This is a genomic window from Aeromicrobium sp. 9AM, assembly GCF_902506105.1.
Lineage (GTDB): Bacteria > Actinomycetota > Actinomycetes > Propionibacteriales > Nocardioidaceae > Aeromicrobium.
On record NZ_LR733304.1, the window covers coordinates 1278556 to 1297947 of the forward strand.

Below are 19392 nucleotides of genomic sequence, written 5' to 3' on the forward strand. Positions count from 1 at the left end.
GTGAGTGGCGTCCTGTGGACGTACGGCCTCAGGCCTCGAGGATCGCGACGACTCCCTGGCCACCGGCGGCGCAGATCGAGATCAGGCCGCGGCCCGAGCCCTTCTCGTGCAGCAGCTTGGCGAGGTTGGCGACGATGCGTCCGCCCGTCGCGGCGAACGGGTGCGCCGTGGCGAGCGACGAGCCCTTGACGTTGAGCTTGCTGCGGTCGATCGAGCCCAGCGGCGCGTCGAGGCCCAGCTTCTCCTTGCAGAAGTTGGGGTCCTCCCACGCGGCAAGCGTCGTCAGCACCTGGCTGGCGAACGCCTCGTGGATCTCGTAGAAGTCGAAGTCCTGCAGCGTGAGGCCCTGGCGGGCGAGCATGCGCGGCACGGCGTACGCGGGAGCCATCAGCAGTCCCTCGGCGCCCGACACGTAGTCGACGGCTGCGGTCTCGTAGTCGACGAAGTAGGCCAGCGGGGTCCAGCCGTGCTTCTCGGCCTCGTCCTCGGACGCCAGCAGCACGGCCGAGGCGCCGTCGGACAGCGGCGTGGAGTTGGCCGCCGTCATCGTCGCGCCTTCGCCCTTGCCGAAGACCGGCTTGAGCTTGGCGAGCTTGTCCAGCGACGAGTCGGGACGCAGGTTGTTGTCCTTGGTGACGCCGAGGAACGGCGTGATCAGGTCGTCCTGCCAACCCTCGTCGTATGACGTGGCCAGGTTGTGGTGCGAGGCGACGGCGAGCTCGTCCTGGGCCTCGCGGGTGATGCCCCACTCCTTGGTCGTGATGGCCTGGCTGTCACCCATCGACAGCCCGGTGCGGGGCTCGGAGTTGCGGGGCTGGTCGGGCGCGAGGTAGGCCGGGCGGATCTTGGCCAGCGCGGCGAGGCGGCCCTTGTTGTCCTTTGCACGGTTGGCCTCGAGCAGGATCTTGCGGAGCTTCTCGCCGACCGCGAGGGGCGCGTCCGACGTGGTGTCGGCGCCGCCGGCGATGCCCGACTCGATCTTGCCGAGCGCGATCTTGTTGGCGACCAGCACGGCGGCCTGGATGCCGGTGTCGCAGGCCTGCTGCACGTCGTACGCGGGAGTGTCGGGCGACAGCTTGGAGCCGAGGACGGTCTCACGCGCGAGGTTGAAGTCGCGGCTGTGCTTGAGGACGGCGCCGGCGGCGAACTCGCCGACCCGCTCACCCTCGAGGCCGAATCGGTCGACCAGGCCGTTGAGCGCCGCGGTGAGCATGTCCTGGTTGGATGCGTTGGTGTAGACGGTGTTGGAGCGCGCGAACGGGATGCGGTTGCCGCCGATGACGGCGACCCGGCGCACGGTCTGGGCGCCGGTCGCGGCAGCGGCGACGCTCGACACGGTCTCGGCCGCCTTGGTTGCAGGCGACTTTGCTGCGGGGGCCTTCTTGGCCGGTGCCTTCTTGGCTGGCGCCTTCTTCGCGGGGGCCTTCTTGGCTGGGGTCGTGTCCGCCATGGCGGTCTCCTCGATCTTCGTGAACGATGGTGGTTCTGAACGTGATGAGCGCCGCATCCACCGCGGTGGACTGGCACTGATTCATGAGGTTACAGTTTCAGGAGCATTCCAGATACCAATGGTATCCGAGAGATAGGACACACCCAAGTCATGGCAGATCGCTATCAGTCCCTCGCTCACAACCCGATCGGCAAGTTCATCGTCAAGAACCTTGGCCTGCCCAATCCCCCGGTGCTCGAGCGTTGGAACGAGGGCGATCCGCTGGTCAAGGGCACGGTCCTCATCGGCGCCGCCGCGGGTGGCACGCTCGGCAAGAAGCTCACCGCGACGCTGAAGTCGAGCGGCATCACGTCAGTGGGCGTGCGCGCCGACGGCAAGACGTACAAGGGCCTCGTCTTCGACGCCACCGGCATCAGCGACACCGCCGGCCTGGCCGACATGCAGCAATTCTTCACCCCCGCGCTGCGCAGCCTCGCTCGCTCGGGCCGCCTCGTCGTCATCGGCACCCTTCCGGAGCAGGCCGGGTCCGAGACCGCCGCGATCGCCCAGCGCGCCCTCGAGGGCTTCGTACGCTCCGCGGGCAAGGAGGTCGGCGGCAACGGCAGCACGGCCAACCTCGTCTACGTCGGTGCCGGCGCGGAGGACGCGCTCGGCTCGACGCTGGAGTTCCTGCTCTCCCCCAAGTCCGCGTTCGTCGACGGCCAGGTCATCCGGCTCGGCCTCACCGAGCTCGTCGACGCCGACAAGGTGGCCGACCCGGCCAAGCCGCTCGCCGGCAAGGTCGCCCTGATCACCGGAGCCTCCCGCGGTCTCGGCGAGGCCATGGCGCGCACGCTCCACCGCGACGGCGCCGCGATCGTCGGTCTCGACGTGCCGCAGCTGTCCGGTGAGCTGGAGGCCGTCATGGCCGAGCTCGGCGGCACCGCGATCGCCGAGGACATCACCTCGCCCGAGGCTCCCAAGGTCATCGCCGCCGCGCTCAAGAAGGCCCACGGCGGCGTCGACATCGTCGTGCACAACGCCGGCATCACCCGCGACAAGCGGCTCAAGAACATGAAGACCGAGAACTGGAACCTCGTGATCGACATCAGCGTGGGCGCCCCGCAGCGCATCACCGCGGAGCTGCTCAAGCAGAAGCTCATCCGTCCCGGCGGCCGCGTCATCGGCATCTCGTCGATCGCCGGCATCGCGGGCAACAACGGCCAGACGAGCTACGGCACGGCCAAGGCCGGCGTCATCGGCTTCGTCAACGACCTGTCCAAGCGGGTCGCCAAGGACGGCATCACGGTCAACGCGATCGCGCCGGGATTCATCGAGACCGACATGGTCAAGACCATGCCGCTCGGCATCCGCGAGGCCGGTCGCCGGCTCAGCTCGCTGTCGCAGGGCGGCCAGCCGATCGACGTCGCCGAGGCCATCGCCTGGTACGCCAACCCAGGATCGTCCGCGATCTCCGGCAACGTCGTGCGGGTCTGCGGCCAGGCCCTGATCGGAGCCTGACATGGCGACCCGTACGTTCGACAAGGCGCCGTCGACCGCGCCGATGATGCTCAAGGCGGTCCTGCCGGCCCTTCCCGTGATCGGCGGGCTGCCCGGCATCAAGCACGCCAAGGGCTCCGTTCCCGACATCGTGCTCGAGCGCAAGGGCGTCGTGACCGACGTCAAGCACCTCGAGGCGTACAACGAGGTGTGCGGGTTCCCGCTCGGCGACCAGCTTCCGGCGACCTACCCGCACATGGCAGCGTTCGGGCTGCACATGGCGTTGATGACCGACACGGCGTTCCCGTTCGCGCCGATGGGCCTGGTGCACCTGCGCAACACGATCCGCCAGCACCGCCCGCTCGGCGTCGCCGAGGCGTTCGACGTGTCCGTCCGTGCGGCCGACCTGCGCCCACATCCCAAGGGATCGCTGGTCGACCTGGTCACCGAGGTGTCGGTGGCGGGCGAGCTGGTCTGGGACGAGGTGACGACCCTGTTCTCGCGCCACAAGGGAGGCAGCGCAGAGACGTCGAAGCCGTCGCTCGGCGGCGTCGAGGCCCCCAGCGGCGTCGTGCACTGGAAGCTTGCCGGCGACCTGGGCCGCCGCTACGGCTCGGTGTCAGGTGACCGCAACCCGATCCATCTCTATCCGCTGACCGCCAAGGCGTTCGGCTTCCCCACCAACATCGCGCACGGCATGTGGACCCTGGCCCGCAGCCTCTCGGCGCTGCAGAACAGGCTGCCCGACGCGTTCGCGGTCGACGTCGAGTTCCGCAAGCCGATCCTGCTGCCCGGCACGGTCGTCTTCGGGTCGGAGCTCGAGGGCGCCGACATCGTGTTCGGCGTCAAGGGCGCCAAGAAGCCCGTCACGCACCTCGTGGGACGGGTCACGACAAAACCGTAACTCTGAGTTACGCTGTCGAGCACTCACTGACCCTGGAGGGCATTCGTGCGTACTCGACACGTCATCATCCGCCTGCTGACCGTCCTCGCGCTGACACTCAGCGTGATGGGCTTCTCGTCCTCTCTCGCCACCGCGACGGCAGCCACGACGTGGCAGCCCCGCGCCGAGGAGTACCCCAACACGGTGACCGAGCGGGACGTGGCGATCCCGATGTCCGACGGCACGATCCTGCGCGGCGACGTCGTGCGCCCGGCCGACGCTGACGGCAAGGCGATCGACAAGCGGTTCCCGGTCATCGTGACGATCACGGCGTACAACAAGACCGTCACCGCCTCGTCGGGCGGCCTGCTCGGCGGCGACTCGGCCTATCTCGTCAAGCGGGGATACGTGCAGCTCACCGTCGATGCGCGCGGCACCGGCAGCTCCGAGGGCGTCTGGCGGGCGTTCGACGCTCGCGAGAACCAGGACGGCGGCGAGATCATGACGTGGGCGCACTCGTCGGAGCGCCCGTGGAGCAACGGCATCACCGGCATGAGCGGCCCGTCATACATGGGCATCAGCCAGCTGTGGGCCGCCGCGGCGCAGCCTCCCGGCCTCAAGGCGATCTTTCCCCAGGTGCCCGGCGCGGACGTCTACCGCGACGTCGTCGCCTCGGGCGGTCAGCTCGACGTCGGCTTCATCCCACTGTGGCTCGGTCTCGTGACCACGACGGGCCTCATCCCGCCGGCCGTCCTGGCCACGAGTCCCGAGTCGGCCATCAAGGAGCTCCTGGACCACCTCACGGGCGCGGGCACCTTCACCGTCCCGCTGCTGCTCAGCGCGCTCCTCGGCGGCGATCCGGCGTACGACGGGGCGTTCTACAAGGAGCGCTCGGCCATCAACGTGATCGACAAGGTCAAGGTGCCGGCATTCTTCGTGTCCGGCGAGTACGACCTGTTCCAGCGCGGCACTCCCCTGCTGTTCGAGAACCTCAACAAGCGCGGCGTCCCGACCAAGATGATCGTCGGCCCGTGGGACCATCTGCAGGCCTCGAGCGGTGCCGGGATCGGCGACGCCGGGTACGGCTCGCTGCAGGAGCTGCAGCTGCGCTGGTTCGACCACTACCTCAAGGACGCGAGCGATCCGACCCTCGACTCCGACATCGCGAACCTGACCTACTACGAGCAGGGCACCGGCGCGTGGAGCAAGAGCTCGAAGTGGATCGACTCCTCCCTCAAGGGCGCGACGCTCAAGCTGTCGGGCACATCGGCACCGCTCGGAGCGCCCGGCGGACTCACCTCCGGCACGCCGGCCGCCGGCACCTCGAGCCTCTATCCAGTCCCGGTGGCCGGGCTGTGCACCCGCTCCGCGAGCCAGTGGACCGCCGGCATCCCGAACCTGATCGCCCCGCAGCTGCCGTGTCTCACTGACAACCAGCTCAACGACAAGGCCGGTGCCGTCTTCTCTACCAAGCCGCTGACCAGTGCGGTCACGCTCCAGGGGCCGATCAACGCGCACCTGTACGCCTCGAGCCTCGGCGGCGACGGCATGCTGTCCGTCGCGCTGGAGGACGAGGCGCCCGACGGCACGGTCAAGCGCCTGACGGGCGGCTGGCAGGTCATCTCGCACCGCGCTCTCGACACCAGCAAGTCGCGCTACCTCGACGGGGTGCTGATCCAGCCGTTCCACCCGTTCACCCAAGCGGCCCAGAAGCCGCTGGCCGCTGGCGAGGTCGCCCCGATCGACGTCGAGGTGTTCCCGACACGGGCCAAGGTCCTGCCGGGACACAAGCTGCGCATCGCGGTGCAGACGTTCGACGTCCCGCACCTGCTGCCGACGCTGCCGCAGCTGCTGGGCACCCTGACGGTCGTGAAGATCCACAACTCGCCGGCGTACCCGTCGACGATCAACTTCCCGAGCGTCGGAGCCCTCCCGGCCGTCAAGTAGCCCCCCGGAGCGGTGCCTGAGCGACCTTTCACCAGGTCGGACAGGTCGCTAGGTCACCGCTCACCCAAGGGAGAGTCAGCTGCGGGGCTTGACCCGGCGGATCAGGCCTTCCTGGGCCACGGTCGCAACGAGCGTGCCGTCCTCGGTGAAGACCCGTGCCGTGCTCAAGCCGCGCGCACCCGATGCCGACGGCGACGTCTGGTCGTACAGGAGCCACTGATCGGCCACGATCGGCCGGTGGAACCAGATGACATGGTCGAGCGACGCAGCCTGTACGTCGGGCGCACCGATGAACGAGCTGTGCGGCACGAGGCTCGCTCCGAGCAGGCTCAGGTCGCTGATGTAGGTGAACGCCGCATTGTGGACGATCTGCGAGTCGGGCAGCGTGCCGTCGGCCCGGAACCACAGCCGCTGCACGACCGGGACGAGCTGGCGCTGCGGGTCGTCCTCCGCGCGGTTGTCGCCGATGTAGCGCATGTCGAACGAGGACCACTCGCGGTCCCAGAAGTCCGCCGCCTCTGAGCCGCGGCCGCCGATGATGTCGGTCAGCGGGATCGACTCGTCCGGCGACGGGACGTCGGGCATCGCGTCCTGGTGGTCCCAGCCGTCCTCGACGACCTGGAACGACGCGGTCATGTAGAAGATGATCTCGCCGTGCTGGCGGGCCGCGACACGGCGCGTTGTGAACGATCCGCCGTCGCGCACGTTCTCGACGTCGTAGACGATCGGGATGCTCGGATCGCCGCCGAGGATGAAGTACAGATGCAGCGAGTGCACGTGCCGTTCGTCCGGCACGGTGAGCTGAGCGGCCATGAGCGCCTGCGCGGCGACCTGCCCGCCGAACACGCGCGGCAGCTCCGATTCCGCGGGCTGCGAGCCCCGGTAGAGCCCCACCTCCAGCTGCTCGAGATCGAGGAGGCCGAGGACGTCGTCAAGGGATGCAGGCACTCGCCGATCGTACCGGGGAGCGCTGCCGCCTAGCGCCTGTAGGTGGCGCCCCTGAGCTCGGCGCCCTGCCGCAGCGACCTCACTACCCCGCGGTTCAGCCTTGTTCGTTCTTCCTCTGGCGTGCGAGGAATTGCTCGAATTGGTCGGCGAGCTCGTCGCCGCTGGGGAGGTCCTCGTCACTGGCCAGCAGCGACTGGGCAGCGCCCCGGGTGAATGCGTCGTACTGCTCCTCGAGGCCGCCCAGCAGGCTCTGCCCGCCCTGCTCCTCGATCTGCTGCTCGATCTCGACGAGCGCCGCCTCCTGGCGGGCCTTGAGCGACTCGACATCGATGCTGAGGCCCGTGCGGTCGACCAACGCGTCGATCAGCGCGAGCGAGGCGGTCGGGTAGTCGATCTGCGCGAGGTAGTGCGGCACGTGCACGACGTAGCCGGCGGCATCGTGGCCCCACTGACCGAGGCGATACTCCAGCAGCGACTGCGCCGACGAGGGCACCATGACCTGGGCCGACCAGAGATTCTGCCGGTCGACAAGGTCGGGCCGCGTGCCGTGAGCAGTGATCATCGACGGACGCGTGTGGGGCACGCCCATCGGCACGGCACCCAGGCCGAGCGTCAAGGGCACGTTGTGCTCCTCGATGACGTCGTGGACCTCGGAGACGAACTGCTCCCAGTGGAAGTCGGGCTCGGGACCGGCGAGCAGGAAGTAGGGCATCCCGTTGTCGTCGTGCTCGAGGACGACCTGCAGCGTCGGGTCGTCGTACTCGGCGTAGTGGTCCTCGCGGAACGCGATCATGGGGCGCCGGGCGCGGTAGTCGAACATCGCGTCGACGTCGAACTCGTGGATCAGCTGGCCGTGTCCGGTGCGGAGCTGCTCGGCAGCCATGCGGGCAGCCGAACCGGCGCCGAGAAAGCCGTCCAGGGCATGGATGAGGATCGGACCCTCACCCTCCGGCGCGGTTTCGGAACGGTCGCGTTGCGGTAGCCATTTCATCGTTGTCTTCAACCACTCATCCGTTGGCGGTATTCCGCGCCAGCGAGCTCAGTGTGTCGTCGGCGACCGCCTGCGGAGTGAGGCCGAGCCGCTCCAGGATGACGTCGCGCTTGGCGTGGTCGAGGAACTCCTGCTCGACGCCGTGGACGCGGATCGGCACGTCGCAGCCGGCGTCGCGTACGGCCTGGGTGAACGCCGACCCGATGCCGCCGTGGCGACCGTTGTCCTCGAGCGTCACGACGAGGCCGTAGCCGGAGGCCAGCTCGACCAGTGCGGGGTCGATCGGCTTGACCCAGCGGGGATCGACGACGGTCACGCCGTGACCCGCAGCGCGTACGATCTCGGCCGCATCGGCACCCAGATGGCCGAACGAGCCGATCGCCACGACCAGGACGTCCTTGGCGTCATCGCGCGACAGGACGTCGGTCGTGCCGATGCGCTCGATCGCCGGCAGGTCGGCACACACGCCGCCCTTGGCGAAGCGGATGACGGTCGGCGCGTCGTCGACCTCGACGGCTTCGCGCAGCAGCTCACGCAGCTGGGAGCCGTCACGGGGCGCCGCGAGCCGCAGGCCCGGCACGATCTGCAGCAACGACATGTCCCACATGCCGTTGTGGCTGGCACCGTCGTCGCCCGTGACACCGGCACGGTCGAGCACGAAGGTCACGCCGCACTTGTGCAAGGCGACATCGAGCAGGACCTGGTCGAACGCGCGATTGATGAACGTCGCGTAGACCGCGACGACGGGGTGCAGGCCGCCCATCGCGAGGCCGGCCGCACTGGTGACGGCGTGCTGCTCGGCGATGCCGACGTCGAACACGCGGTCGGGGAACTTGTCGGCGAACGCGTCGAGGCCCACCGGATAGAGCATCGCGGCCGTGATCGCCACGACGTCGGGCCGCTCGTCGGCGATGCGCACGATCTCGTCGCGGAACACCGACGTCCAGCCGGCCGGTGCGACGTTGACCGCCTCGCCGGTGGCGCGGTCGAAGGGGTTGGCCTGGTGCATCTGGTCGTTCTCGTTGGCGACCGCGATGTCGTAGCCCTGGCCCTTGGTCGTCAGCACGTGCACGAGCACCGGGCCGCCGAACTTCTTGGCCTGCATCAGGGCACGCTCGACCGCGGGTCGGTCGTGGCCGTCGACGGGGCCGATGTACTTGAGGCCGAGGTCCTCGAACATTCCCTGCGGCGCCAGGGCGTCCTTGACGCCCTTCTTGATCGCGTGCAGCGCTTCGTAGGCCGCGGGACCCACGATGCGCGAGCGGTTGAGCCGCTCCTTGATCGCGCCGAGCGCGGGCTCGTACTTGGGATTGGTGCGGATCTCGGTGAGCCGGTTGGCGAGGCCGCCGACGGTCGGGGTGTAGGACCGGCCGTTGTCGTTGACGATCACGACGAGGCGGCGGTCGTTGTCGGCGGCGATGTTGTTGAGGGCCTCCCAGGCCATGCCACCGGTCAGTGCGCCGTCGCCGATGACGGCAACGACGTGGTCGTCCTTGCCGAGGATCAGGTTGGCCTTGGCCATGCCGTCGGCGTACGACAGGCTCGTCGACGCGTGCGAGTTCTCGACCCAGTCGTGCTCGGACTCGGCGCGGCTGGGGTAGCCCGACAGCCCGCCTTCCTTGCGGAGCGTCCCGAACTGTCCGGCGCGGCCGGTCAGCATCTTGTGGACGTACGCCTGGTGGCCGGTGTCCCAGACGACCCGGTCGCGGGGCGAGTCGAACACGCGGTGGATCGCCATGCCGAGCTCGACGACGCCGAGGTTGGGGCCGAGGTGGCCGCCGTTGGAGGCGACCGAGGTGATCAGCAGCTCCCTGATCTCGGTCGCGAGCGCGGCCAGCTCGTCGTCGCTCATGCCGCGCAGGTCGGACGGCCCGGTCAGGTTCGCGAGAACGCTCATCGGTGTCTCCTCCCCGTCTTCAGCCATAGGGGTCAGTCTATCGATGTGAGCCATCCGCGCCGAGCCGGTGGGCGGCCTATTCGGTGTGGCCGAGGTCTCGGTAACGACCGCGCAGATGTACGAGTGCGTCGGCGTCGCCCACGGTCACGGACTCGACCGTGCCCTCGACGAGCAGTCCCCAGCCGACCTGGCGGGGCTCAGCCTCGTCGAGGCGTACGCCGATCCAGCCTGCGGTGCCGGTGAGCACCGGGCCCCATTCCCTGTCGGTCCAGTCACCGAGAGTGAACGGGCCACCCGGCGCAGGCGCCGTGCCTGCGAACGCGTCGGCGAGGAACCGGTGCTCGGCGCCGAGCACGTTGACCGTCCACGTCGCCGGCTCGGACTCCCAGAAGTCTGAGTCCGGGTCGATCAGACCGAGGACCCGGTCGGGCTCCCCCGCCGCCAGCAGCAACGACGAGACGGTCAAACCTCGACGCTGCGTGCTCTCACCCGACGCCCACACCGTGACGGGCGCCGGCATCCGGCCGCGTACGCGTCGCAGCTGGTCGCGGTCGCCCTCGGCGGGCACGAACGGATGGTCCGAGTGGATCGTCACCACTTCATTGTGCGGCAACCGGCGAACTGTCAGTCCGCCAGCGCGGCCAGCAGCCGCTCGCCGGCGGCCGCTCCCCTGGCCACCTCGCCCTCGGGCAGCCCGAGCAGACGCAGGCACGCCGTGGCGATCGCCGGCGCCGTCGACGCATCCGGCTCAGCGTCGCGTCGCAGCGTGATGACCATCTCGACGAGCTGCATGCAGCACGCCCCGATGAACGCCGCGTCGTCGACCAGGCCGTCGACGAGTCGCTTGTAGGCCGACGCCAGCTCGTCACGGTGCGCCCGGAAGGTGTCGAAGCGCGGCTGCTGCACCTCGTGCGAGAGGTAGAGCACGCCCACGTTGTGCGGCGTCGCTAGCAAGGTCTCGACGTCGATCAGCGCAAGCGCGTAGAGCGCTGCCGGTCGATCGGGCTCGGCCAGCAACGGCGCGACGAACGAGAGGCTGGGCCGCACCGAGATCTCGAGCAGCTCGAGGAGGATCTCGTCCTTGCCGGCGAAGTAGTAGTAGAGCGACGCCTGCCGGATGCCGACCCGCTCGGCGATCGCCCGCGTCGTGGTGCCGGCATAACCGTGCTCGGCGAACAGTGCCGCTGCAGCGCCGAGGATCTGGTCACGCGGTGCGAGGTCCGAGCTGGTCTGCGGCTTGGCGCGCGGACGGCCGACCTTCTGCGTGCCCGAATCGGTGCTCATGCACCGGATCCTGCCACGGCCGACACGTACGCACGCCAGCCGCCGAGGTCGCTGATGTCGCGGGCGCCCGCCAGCGCGTACGGCTCGCAGAGGAATCCGGTGACGGACGTGCCGTCTTCGAGCTCGACGGTCCCGATCGCCATCGGCGCTGGCAGCGCGCCGACGAAACGGCCGAGACCCGCAGCCGGGAGCCGCCACACCTCTCCCGGCACGCTGACGCCGCCATCCGCGACGCGTACGAGACCGGGCTTGGGCGGCTGGGTGTCGAGGGCGTGCAGCCGGTACGTCGGAGCAGTGCGTACGTCTGCGATGAGGGTTCCGCCGGCCGACACCAGCTGATGGTTGAGCGGCTGCCCGCTGAGGTGTGCCCCGACGACCAACAGATCGACCGTCGGGCCCGGCACGAGCGCTGCGATCTCGGCGAGCAACCGGTCGTCGAAGGCCGGGCCGGTCAGCATGACGCCGAACGGCAAGCCACCGACGCTGCCCGCGGGCACGGCGAGGGACGACATGTCGAGCAGGTTGGCGAAGTTGGTGAAGCGCCCCATCCTGCTGTTGGCGCCCACCGGGTCGGCCGCCACCTCGGCCAAGGTCGGGTGCCAGGTCGTGGTCGGCGTCAGCAACGCCGCGCAACCGGCGAGCAGCGCCTGACCCTCGGCCCCGAGCTCGTCGAGCCGCTCCAGGTCGCGGAAGTAGTCGACGGCAGTCGCGTCTGCTCCGCGCTGGACGATCGCCGCCACGGTCGGGTCGAGGTCGGTGCCGATCAGGTCGGCATGCTTCGCGATGTGCTCACCCACCGCCGCGGTGCGCTCGGCCACGAACGCCCCGCCGTATAGCAGCTCGGCAGCTCGCAGCAACGGTGTGATGTCGACCGGCACGACCTCGACGCCCGCGTCCACGAGTCGCTCGACGACCACGCCGAATGCCCCGGCCCAACCGTCCGCCATCCCTTCGAGGTTCTGCGCTGCCGGCACCGCGATGCGCAGCGGTGACACCGGCGTGCCGGCCTGGCGATCCTCCCGCGCGCGGGCATCCTTGCCGTCCGGCCCGCTGAGCAGCTCGACCGTCATACGCGCGAGCCTCAGGTCGCGGGCGAACACCGTCACGCAGTCCTGGGTCCGGCACGCCGGCACGACGCCTGTCGTCGGGATCAGGCCCTTGGTCGGCTTGACCCCCACGATGCCGTTGAGCGCCGCAGGCACGCGTCCCGATCCCGCGGTGTCGGTGCCGAGCGCGACATCGGCGACGCCGAGCGCGACCACGACGGCCGAGCCCGAGCTCGATCCTCCCGAGATGCGACTGGGGTCCCACGCGTTGCGGACCGCGCCGTACGGGCTGCGGGTGCCGACGAGGCCCGTGGCGAACTGGTCGAGGTTGGTCTTGCCCAGCACCACCGCACCGGCCGCGCGCAACCGGGCGACCGCGGTCGAGTCGCCCTGCGGGAGATAGCTGTAGGAGGCCGCCCCCGCCGTCGTCGGCATGCCCGCCACGTCGATGTTGTCCTTGACGGCGCCCACGAGCCCGGCCAACGGCAACGACTCCCCCGCCGCGAGACGTACGTCGATCGCCTCGGCCTCCGCCAGCGCGTCGGCCGGCGGGCGCAGGTGGATCCACGCCTCGGGCCGGTCGACTGCTGCGATCCGCTCGTACGCCGCGACGACGCGCTCAACCGATGTCACGCCTGCTCCTTGATCGCCATGAGGACCTGTCCCGGCATGACCTGCTCACCCGGTTCGACGTAGATCTCGACGACCTCGCCGTCGATCGGCGATGTCATGGGGGTCTCCATCTTCATCGCCTCCAGAGCCACAACCCGATCGCCGGCCTTCACCAGGTCGCCGACCCGCGCCGCGACCTGCCAGACGCTGGACACGAACGGCGCGACGACCGGCGTGCTGCCGGCCGGGAGGTCGATCGGTGCTCCGGCCGCGGCGGCCGGCGGTTCGGGCCTGACGTCGAACTCGCCGGAGGCGCGCCAGCGCTCCTTCTCCGCCTCGAACGCGGCCGACTGCTGCTCGCGGAACTGGCCGATCGATGCTGCGTTGTCGGCCAGGAACCGCTCGTGGTCGGCGAGCGCGAAGACACCGTCCTCGGTGTCGACCGGCCCGCGCCCGGCAGCGGTCTCGGCCCGGAGCTCGAGCAGCTCGTCGGCCGAGACCGGGTACCACTCCATCCGGTCGAAGAACCGCAAGGCCCACGGCTGCTGGTCCGACAGGCCGCCGCGGCGGAAGCTGTTCCACACCTGCGTGGTGCGGCCGACCAGCTGGTAGCCGCCGGGGCCCTCCATGCCGTAGATGCACAGGTACGCCCCGCCGATCCCGACCGAGTTCTCGGCCGTCCAGGTGCGCGCCGGGTTGTACTTGGTCGTCACGAGTCGGTGGCGTGGATCCAGCGGAGTCGCGACAGGCGCGCCCAGGTAGACGTCGCCGAGACCCAGCACCAGGTAGCTCGCGTCGAACACCGTGCGGTGGACGTCGTCGACCGACGCCAGCCCGTTGATGCGGCGGATGAACTCGATGTTCCACGGCGTCCACGGCGCGTCGTCGCGCACGCCGGCCATGTAGCGCTCGGTCGCCAGTCGTGCTGCCGGGTCGTCCCACGACAGCGGCAGGCGGACCCGCCGCGACGGCACGACCAGCTCGTTCGTGGCGGGCAGGTCGTGCTCGATCTCCTGCATCAGCCCGGCGAGTCGGGCCGCGCTGATCACGTTGGCGTCGGTGTGCACCTGCAGCGACCGGATGCCCGGCGTGATGTCGAGGATGCCGGCCGGCGCGACCTCCTGCAGCCGGGTCATCAGGGCGTGCACCCGCATGCGCAGTCCCAGGTCGAGGACCTGCGAGCCGTACTCGATGAGCAGGTTGTCGTCACCGTCGCGCCGGTACGTCACGGCGGGCCGGCCGCCGGTGTCGCCCGCCGGCTCGAGGCGGTCGATGACGCCGTCGTCGCCGTCGCCGCCGCGGGTCGGCACGCTCGTGGCGCCACGGTGGGAGTCGAGTGCCGCGGCGTCGTCCTCGCGCACCGGGACGAATCGCACCGTGTCGCCGGGGCGCAGCTGCCCGAGCTTCCACAGGTCACCGCTGGCGACCACCGCAGGGCAGACGAATCCGCCGAGCGACGGCCCGTCCGGCCCCAGGATGATCGGCGTGTCGCCGGTGAAGTCGAGAGCGCCGACGGCGTACGGCGTGTCGTGGATGTTGGACGGGTGCAGGCCGGCCTCGCCACCGTCGCTGCGCGCCCATGTCGGTCGCGGGCCCACGAGGCGTACGCCGGTGCGCGCCGAGTTGAAGTGCACCTCGTAGTCGGTCGCGTAGAGCGTGTCGATGTCGGCGCGGGTGAAGAACTCCGGCGCCGCGTGCGGGCCTTCGGTCACGCCGAGCTGCCAGGTCGAGGTCAGGTGCGGCTGGCGACCGATCGGGGTCGAACCACCGATGCGGGTGAGCACCTCACCCTCCGCGAATGCCGGATGTGGAGCCTCGGCGTCCTGCGAGCCCGGCCGCAGCACGTCGCCGGGCACCAGCGCACGACCACCGTGGCCACCGAAACCGCCGAGGGTGAACGTCGAGGCGCTGCCGAGGTATTTCGGGACGTCGATACCGCCGCGGACCGCGACCGCCAGCCGCAGACCGGGGCCCGCAGCCGTGCCGATCGCGAGTACTGATCCGGCACCGACGTCGAGCGGCTCCCACATGGCAGCGGGCTCGCCGTCGATCGTGACCTCGGCCTGGGCGCCGGTCACGCACACGACGGCCGGGTAGGAGAAGCGCAGGCTCGGGCCGGTGGCTGTGACCTCGAGCCCGGGCGCGCCCTCGGGGTTGCCGACGGCGAGGTTAGCCTCGCGGAGCGAGACGGGGTCCATGGGCCCCGAGGGCGGCACCCCGACCTGCCAGTGTCCGATCCGGCCGGGCAGGTCCTGCACCGTCGTCATGGCGCCGGCTTCGAGCACGTCGATGCGCGGGTCCGGGTCCTGCGTCGTCGACAGGGTGGAGGTCGAGTGCGTCGCGCTGCGGAGCGCGTCGCCGACCGCGAGGTCGCGCAGCAGTCCGAGGTTGGTGACGACGCCGTCGATGCGGCTCGTGGCAAGGCCCTCGCCGAGGAGGTCGAGTGCCGCGTCGCGGGACGGCGCCAGGGCGATGACCTTGGCGAGCATCGGGTCGTAGAACGGCGAGACCTCGAGTCCGGTCTCGATCCAGCCGTCGACGCGTACGTCCCGCAGCGCCGGAGCATCCTGGCCGGGGAACACGGCGCGGGTCACGAGTCCGCTCGACGGCGCGCTGTCCTTGGCCGGGTCCTCGGCGTACACGCGTGCCTCGACCGCGACACCGTCCGCCGTCCACGTCCGGGTGAACACGCCGGGGTCGATCTCGTCGGCGCCGTCACGTGCCAGCCGCAGCATCAACTCGACGAGGTCGACGCCGTAGACCATCTCGGTCACCGGGTGCTCGACCTGGAGGCGGGTGTTGACCTCGAGGAAGGCGGCCTCCTCCCGTACGGGGTCGTAGACGAACTCCACGGTGCCGGCCGACCGGTAGTCGACCGATCGGGCCAGCGACGCGGCGGCCTCGTGCATCGCCGTGCGTACGTGATCGGGCAGCGCCGGCGCGGGTGCCTCCTCGATGACCTTCTGGTTGCGGCGTTGCAGCGAGCAGTCACGGTCGCCGATGACGGCGATCCGGCCGTCACCGTCGCCGAAGACCTGCACCTCGACGTGCCGGGCCGGGCGGACCAGCCGCTCGAGGAACACGCCAGAGGAGCCGAAGGACGCCTCGGCCTGGCGGACGACCCGCTCGTACGCCGTGCGCACCTCCTCGACCGTGGCGCAGGCCTGCATGCCGATGCCGCCTCCGCCGCCGGTCGCCTTGAGCATGACCGGCAGGCCGACACGCTGCGCCTCGCGTACGGCGTCCTCCGCCGTGTCGAGCAGGCCGGTGCCGACGAGCATCGGCACGCCCGCCTTCTCGGCTAGCTCGCGCGCCGTGTGCTTGCTGCCGAACCACTCGATCTGCTGCGGCGTCGGCCCGACGAACGCCATGCCTGCGTCCTCCACCGCACGGGCGAAGTCGGCACTCTCGGACAGGAAGCCGTAGCCGGGGTGGATCGCGCCGGCGCCCGTACGCGCGGCAGCCTCCAGCACCCCCTCGATCCGCAGGTACGACTCACGTGCGGGTGCTGGGCCCAGCAGCACGGCCTCGTCCGCCTCCCGTACGTGCGGGGCGGCCCGGTCGGCCTCCGAGAACACCGCGACGGTGCGGAGGCCGAGGTCCTTGGCCGAGCGCACGATGCGGCGGGCGATCTCACCGCGGTTGGCGATCAGCAGGGTGTCGAAGCTCATCGGTCGGTGTCCTCGCTCCGGGTCACGATCATGCGCAACGGGGTGGGGTTGAACTCGTTGCACGGGTTGTTCATCTGCGGGCAGTTGGACACGATCACCAGCACGTCCATGTCGGCGCGGATCGCGACGCGGCGGCCGGGTGCCGACAGGCCGTCGACGATCCCGAGGGCGCCGTCCGCCTCGACCGGCACGTTCATGAACCAGTTGAGGTTGGACACCAGGTCGCGCGAGGTCAGGCCGTGCCGGCTCGCCTCGGCGAGGAAGTTCTCCCGGCAGCCGTGCTGGTATGCCGTGTGGTGGCCGTAGCGGAGCGTGTTGGACTCCTTGCTGCAGGCGCCGCCGATCGTGTCCTGCCGGTCGATCTCGTTGCCGACGACCGTCATGAGCGGGTGGCCGAGTCCCGAGCGCAGCACCGTGCCCTCGCGGACGTACGCATTGCCCTGCCACGCCAAGGTGTCGGGCACGCTGTAGCGCTCGGAGGGGTCGTGCGCGTTGAACATCAGGCAGTCGGCCGACTGGTTGCCCCCGACGTCGACGATCGTCAGCACGTCGCCGGCCCGCACGACCGCGGACCACGGCGCGTTGGGCGCCACCCGCTCGTCGAGCACGACGTCGCCGGGCACCAGCGCCTCGCTCCAGTCGAGCCGGGAGCCTGGCGCGTACACGGCCCCGACCGGCACGGTGGTGCGGATCTCGTCAACGGTGTCGGTGCTCACAGGCCCCTCGCCTCCAGGTAGTCGGTCGTGTTCAGGTAGGCGCGCTCGCGTTCGGGCGAGGCGCCGTAGTGCTCGTCCGCCGGACTGCTGGGCGCGGTGCGCCAGGCGTGCACCCGGAGCGGGCCGACCACGTAGTCCGTACGCGGGTCGAGCGGGTGCGGCACGTTCGCCACGAGGACGATGAGCGGCATCTCGGCGACCAGGTCGACGTACGTCCCCGGCCCGGCGGATCCCTGCCAGGCCAACGCCCCGTCGTCCTCGACGCGTACGCCCTGGAAGAACGACACCGACGGCGGCAGGTCGCGCGGTGTCAGGCCGTGCTTGACCCCGGCCAGCGTGAACTGCGCCCGGCCCGAAGGGCTCGGGCCCTGCGGGGCCGCGTCGCCGTACTTCACGACGTTCCACTCGTCCGACGACGTGCCGCAGAACGCGTCGTGGCGTGCGGAGGTGTCGGCGACGACCGTGGCCAGCACCCGGCCCTCGCCCGAAAGCAGTGGGTGCCCGACGCCGAGATAGGCCTGCCACGGGATCTTCTGCGTGTCGGCGACGTTGAGCCGCTCCCACGGCTCGAGCGCGTTGAACACCAGGACGTGCGCGCAGGCGTCGCCCGTGACGTCCTCGAGCCGCAGGCGAGTGCCGCGCGCCACGACCTTGTGGGTGTAACCGCCGGGGGCGACCGTCTCGGCCCACACGAGCGTCGACGGGTCGACGCCGTGCGGGGCGAACGGCGAGGTGGCCGCCGGCAGGTAGGGCATCCAGTCCGAGACGTTCGCGCCTTGCGCGCGGGCGTCGGCCCGGGCTGCCAGCACGCTGGCGGTGTCGCGTGTGCCGACCATCAGGCGATCGCCTCGGCTGTGGTGTTGGCCGTCGTGTGCAGTGTCGGCAGCTTGATCGCGCCGCCGTGGCGGATGCGCGTACGCCAGTGGATCGCAGCGCCGACGAGCAGTGTCAGGCCGATGAACAGCAGGGCGCTCCACTGCAGCCACCAGCCGCGGCCCTCGAGGTCGTAGATCTCCTTGCGCGGCCAGGCCAGGTTGATGACCATCCCGATCTGGTACGCGATCGCGACGACGTTGACGAGGATGCCCCAGCGGCCGAGGGAGAACAGCGGACGGCCGTCCTCGTCGACACCGTCGGCCAGACCTCGGTTGCGGATGCGCGAGACGAGCAGCGGCACGGTGACGCCGAGATAGGCCAGGTAGAGCATCGCGATGCACAGGGACGCGAGCGCCAGGAAGACCGCGCTCTGGTTCCAGTTGACCGCCAGCGCGATCGCCGCTCCGACGCCGACGACGACGGAGGTCGCGATCGGGGTGCCGGTGCGCGGCGAGACCTTGGCGAGGACGGACGAGAACGGCAGGGTGCGCTCGCGCGCCATCGAGAACATCATGCGCGAGCCGGCGGTCTGCACGGCGAGCGTGCACGCGAAGACCGCGATCGCGACCGCTGCCAGCAGGAATCGGCCACCGACGTCGCCGAGACGAGCGGTCAGCACGCCGGCGAGGCCGGACGTCGCGAGCGAACCGTCGGTCAGGCTTGGAGCGGCAAGCAGGCCGGCGAGCAGCAGCAGGAGACCGCCGATGCCCGACACCACGAGTGCGCGGATGATCGTGCGCGGTGTGGTGCGGCGTGGTGCGTGCGTCTCCTCGGAGAGCTCACCGGCGGAGTCGAAGCCGACCATGACGTACGCGGCCATCAGTGACGACGCGAGCCACAGTGGGAGGTAGTGCCCCGGTGCGGCGCCGGCGGTCGTGTTGACCGTGCCGATGCCGCGCTCGGAGTGGAAGAACAGCGCCGTCACCAGAGCCGCGACCCCGAGGATCTCGATCACCACGGCTGCTGACGTGACGACGGCCATCAGGCGTACCCCGATGACGTTGATCGCGGTGGTGAGCACCAGCACGATCAGGCCGAGGACGACCGCGTTCTGCGCACCGGTCGGACTGATCGGGGACGAGTCGGCACCGGATCCGCCCACGAGCTGGAAGCCGGTCCAGATGGCCGGCAGCACCGCCTGCATCGCGATCGCCGCGGTCGCCACCGTGAGGATCTGGCCGATGACCATGACCCACCCGGTGAACCAGCCGAAGTCGGTGCCGGCCAAGCGGCTGGACCACTGGAAGATCGACCCGGAGATCGGGTAGCGCGCAGCGAGCTCGGCGAAACACAGCGCGACGAGCAGCTGCCCGGCGAACACGATGGGCCAGGTCCAGAAGAACGCCGCACCGCCGAGGCTGAACCCCAGGCCGAACAGCTGGAACACCGTCGTCAGGATCGAGACGAACGAGAACCCTGCAGCGAACGACGCGAAGCTGCCGACGCCGCGGCGGAGCTCCTGCGGATAGCCGAGGGCACCGAGGTCATGGGCTTCAGAAGGCGGAGATGACGGCGCGGATGCGGGTGGTGCGGTGAGTGTCATGGGGCGTCCTTTGAGCGGAGGGTGAGCCACTACCTGTCATGCGACAGAT

The 19392-nt window shown here is 70.2% G+C and carries 14 protein-coding genes; 3 read left to right on the top strand and 11 right to left on the bottom strand.

Translation table 11 applies throughout. The features are described from left to right. Positions 1 to 28: 28 nt before the first annotated feature. On the bottom strand, positions 29 to 1450 hold the full coding sequence (locus BOSE46_RS12570) for an acetyl-CoA C-acetyltransferase (RefSeq protein WP_159540560.1): 1422 nt from the start codon (positions 1448 to 1450) through the stop codon (positions 29 to 31). Between the two features lie 150 nt (positions 1451 to 1600). Here BOSE46_RS12570 and BOSE46_RS12575 point away from each other — a divergent pair, with 150 nt between their 5' ends. The 3 genes from BOSE46_RS12575 to BOSE46_RS12585 are packed head-to-tail and all read left to right on the top strand — an operon-like array spanning position 1601 to position 5759. Beyond that, positions 1601 to 2950 (top strand): 3-oxoacyl-ACP reductase, encoded by a 1350-nt coding sequence (locus BOSE46_RS12575; RefSeq protein WP_159540561.1) that lies wholly within the window; start codon positions 1601 to 1603, stop codon positions 2948 to 2950. 1 nt (position 2951) lies between these two features. Then, a complete protein-coding gene (locus tag BOSE46_RS12580) occupies positions 2952 to 3833 on the top strand; it encodes a MaoC family dehydratase (RefSeq protein WP_159540562.1) in 882 nt (293 codons plus the stop codon). A 45-nt stretch (positions 3834 to 3878) separates the two neighbouring features. After that, entirely contained in the window at positions 3879 to 5759 is a 1881-nt protein-coding gene (locus BOSE46_RS12585) for a CocE/NonD family hydrolase (RefSeq protein ID WP_159540563.1), read from the top strand. A gap of 75 nt (positions 5760 to 5834) precedes the next feature. On the opposite strand, the gene BOSE46_RS12590 is transcribed toward BOSE46_RS12585, so the two are convergent. The 10 genes from BOSE46_RS12590 to BOSE46_RS12635 form a co-directional block, all read right to left on the bottom strand. Further along, the gene (locus BOSE46_RS12590) at positions 5835 to 6707 is read right to left on the bottom strand and encodes an acyl-CoA thioesterase II (protein WP_159540564.1); all 873 of its coding nucleotides are present in this window, start codon (positions 6705 to 6707) and stop codon (positions 5835 to 5837) included. Between the two features lie 94 nt (positions 6708 to 6801). Then, positions 6802 to 7698, bottom strand: coding sequence for a proteasome assembly chaperone family protein (locus BOSE46_RS12595; RefSeq protein ID WP_256366723.1), 897 nt, complete (start codon positions 7696 to 7698; stop codon positions 6802 to 6804). Positions 7699 to 7714: 16 nt separating this feature from the next. Next, positions 7715 to 9595: a 1-deoxy-D-xylulose-5-phosphate synthase gene (gene dxs, locus BOSE46_RS12600; protein WP_159540566.1), complete on the bottom strand. Its 1881-nt coding sequence runs from the start codon at positions 9593 to 9595 to the stop codon at positions 7715 to 7717. A 76-nt stretch (positions 9596 to 9671) separates the two neighbouring features. Further along, a complete protein-coding gene (locus BOSE46_RS12605) occupies positions 9672 to 10190 on the bottom strand; it encodes a flavin reductase family protein (RefSeq protein ID WP_159540567.1) in 519 nt (172 codons plus the stop codon). Between the two features lie 29 nt (positions 10191 to 10219). After that, on the bottom strand, positions 10220 to 10879 hold the full coding sequence (locus tag BOSE46_RS12610) for a TetR/AcrR family transcriptional regulator (RefSeq protein WP_159540568.1): 660 nt from the start codon (positions 10877 to 10879) through the stop codon (positions 10220 to 10222). Next, a complete protein-coding gene (locus BOSE46_RS12615) occupies positions 10876 to 12558 on the bottom strand; it encodes an allophanate hydrolase (protein ID WP_159540569.1) in 1683 nt (560 codons plus the stop codon). The genes BOSE46_RS12610 and BOSE46_RS12615 overlap by 4 nt, the downstream gene beginning before the upstream one ends. Next, the gene (uca, locus tag BOSE46_RS12620) at positions 12555 to 16208 is read right to left on the bottom strand and encodes an urea carboxylase (protein ID WP_159540570.1); all 3654 of its coding nucleotides are present in this window, start codon (positions 16206 to 16208) and stop codon (positions 12555 to 12557) included. Before uca ends, BOSE46_RS12615 begins: the two co-directional genes overlap by 4 nt. Beyond that, entirely contained in the window at positions 16205 to 16924 is a 720-nt protein-coding gene (locus tag BOSE46_RS12625; protein WP_159540571.1) for an urea amidolyase associated protein UAAP2, read from the bottom strand. The genes uca and BOSE46_RS12625 overlap by 4 nt, the downstream gene beginning before the upstream one ends. Next, on the bottom strand, positions 16921 to 17760 hold the full coding sequence (locus BOSE46_RS12630) for an urea amidolyase associated protein UAAP1 (protein WP_159540572.1): 840 nt from the start codon (positions 17758 to 17760) through the stop codon (positions 16921 to 16923). Before BOSE46_RS12630 ends, BOSE46_RS12625 begins: the two co-directional genes overlap by 4 nt. After that, positions 17760 to 19343: an APC family permease gene (locus BOSE46_RS12635; RefSeq protein ID WP_159540573.1), complete on the bottom strand. Its 1584-nt coding sequence runs from the start codon at positions 19341 to 19343 to the stop codon at positions 17760 to 17762. The genes BOSE46_RS12630 and BOSE46_RS12635 overlap by 1 nt, the downstream gene beginning before the upstream one ends. Between the last annotated feature and the right edge of the window lie 49 nt (positions 19344 to 19392).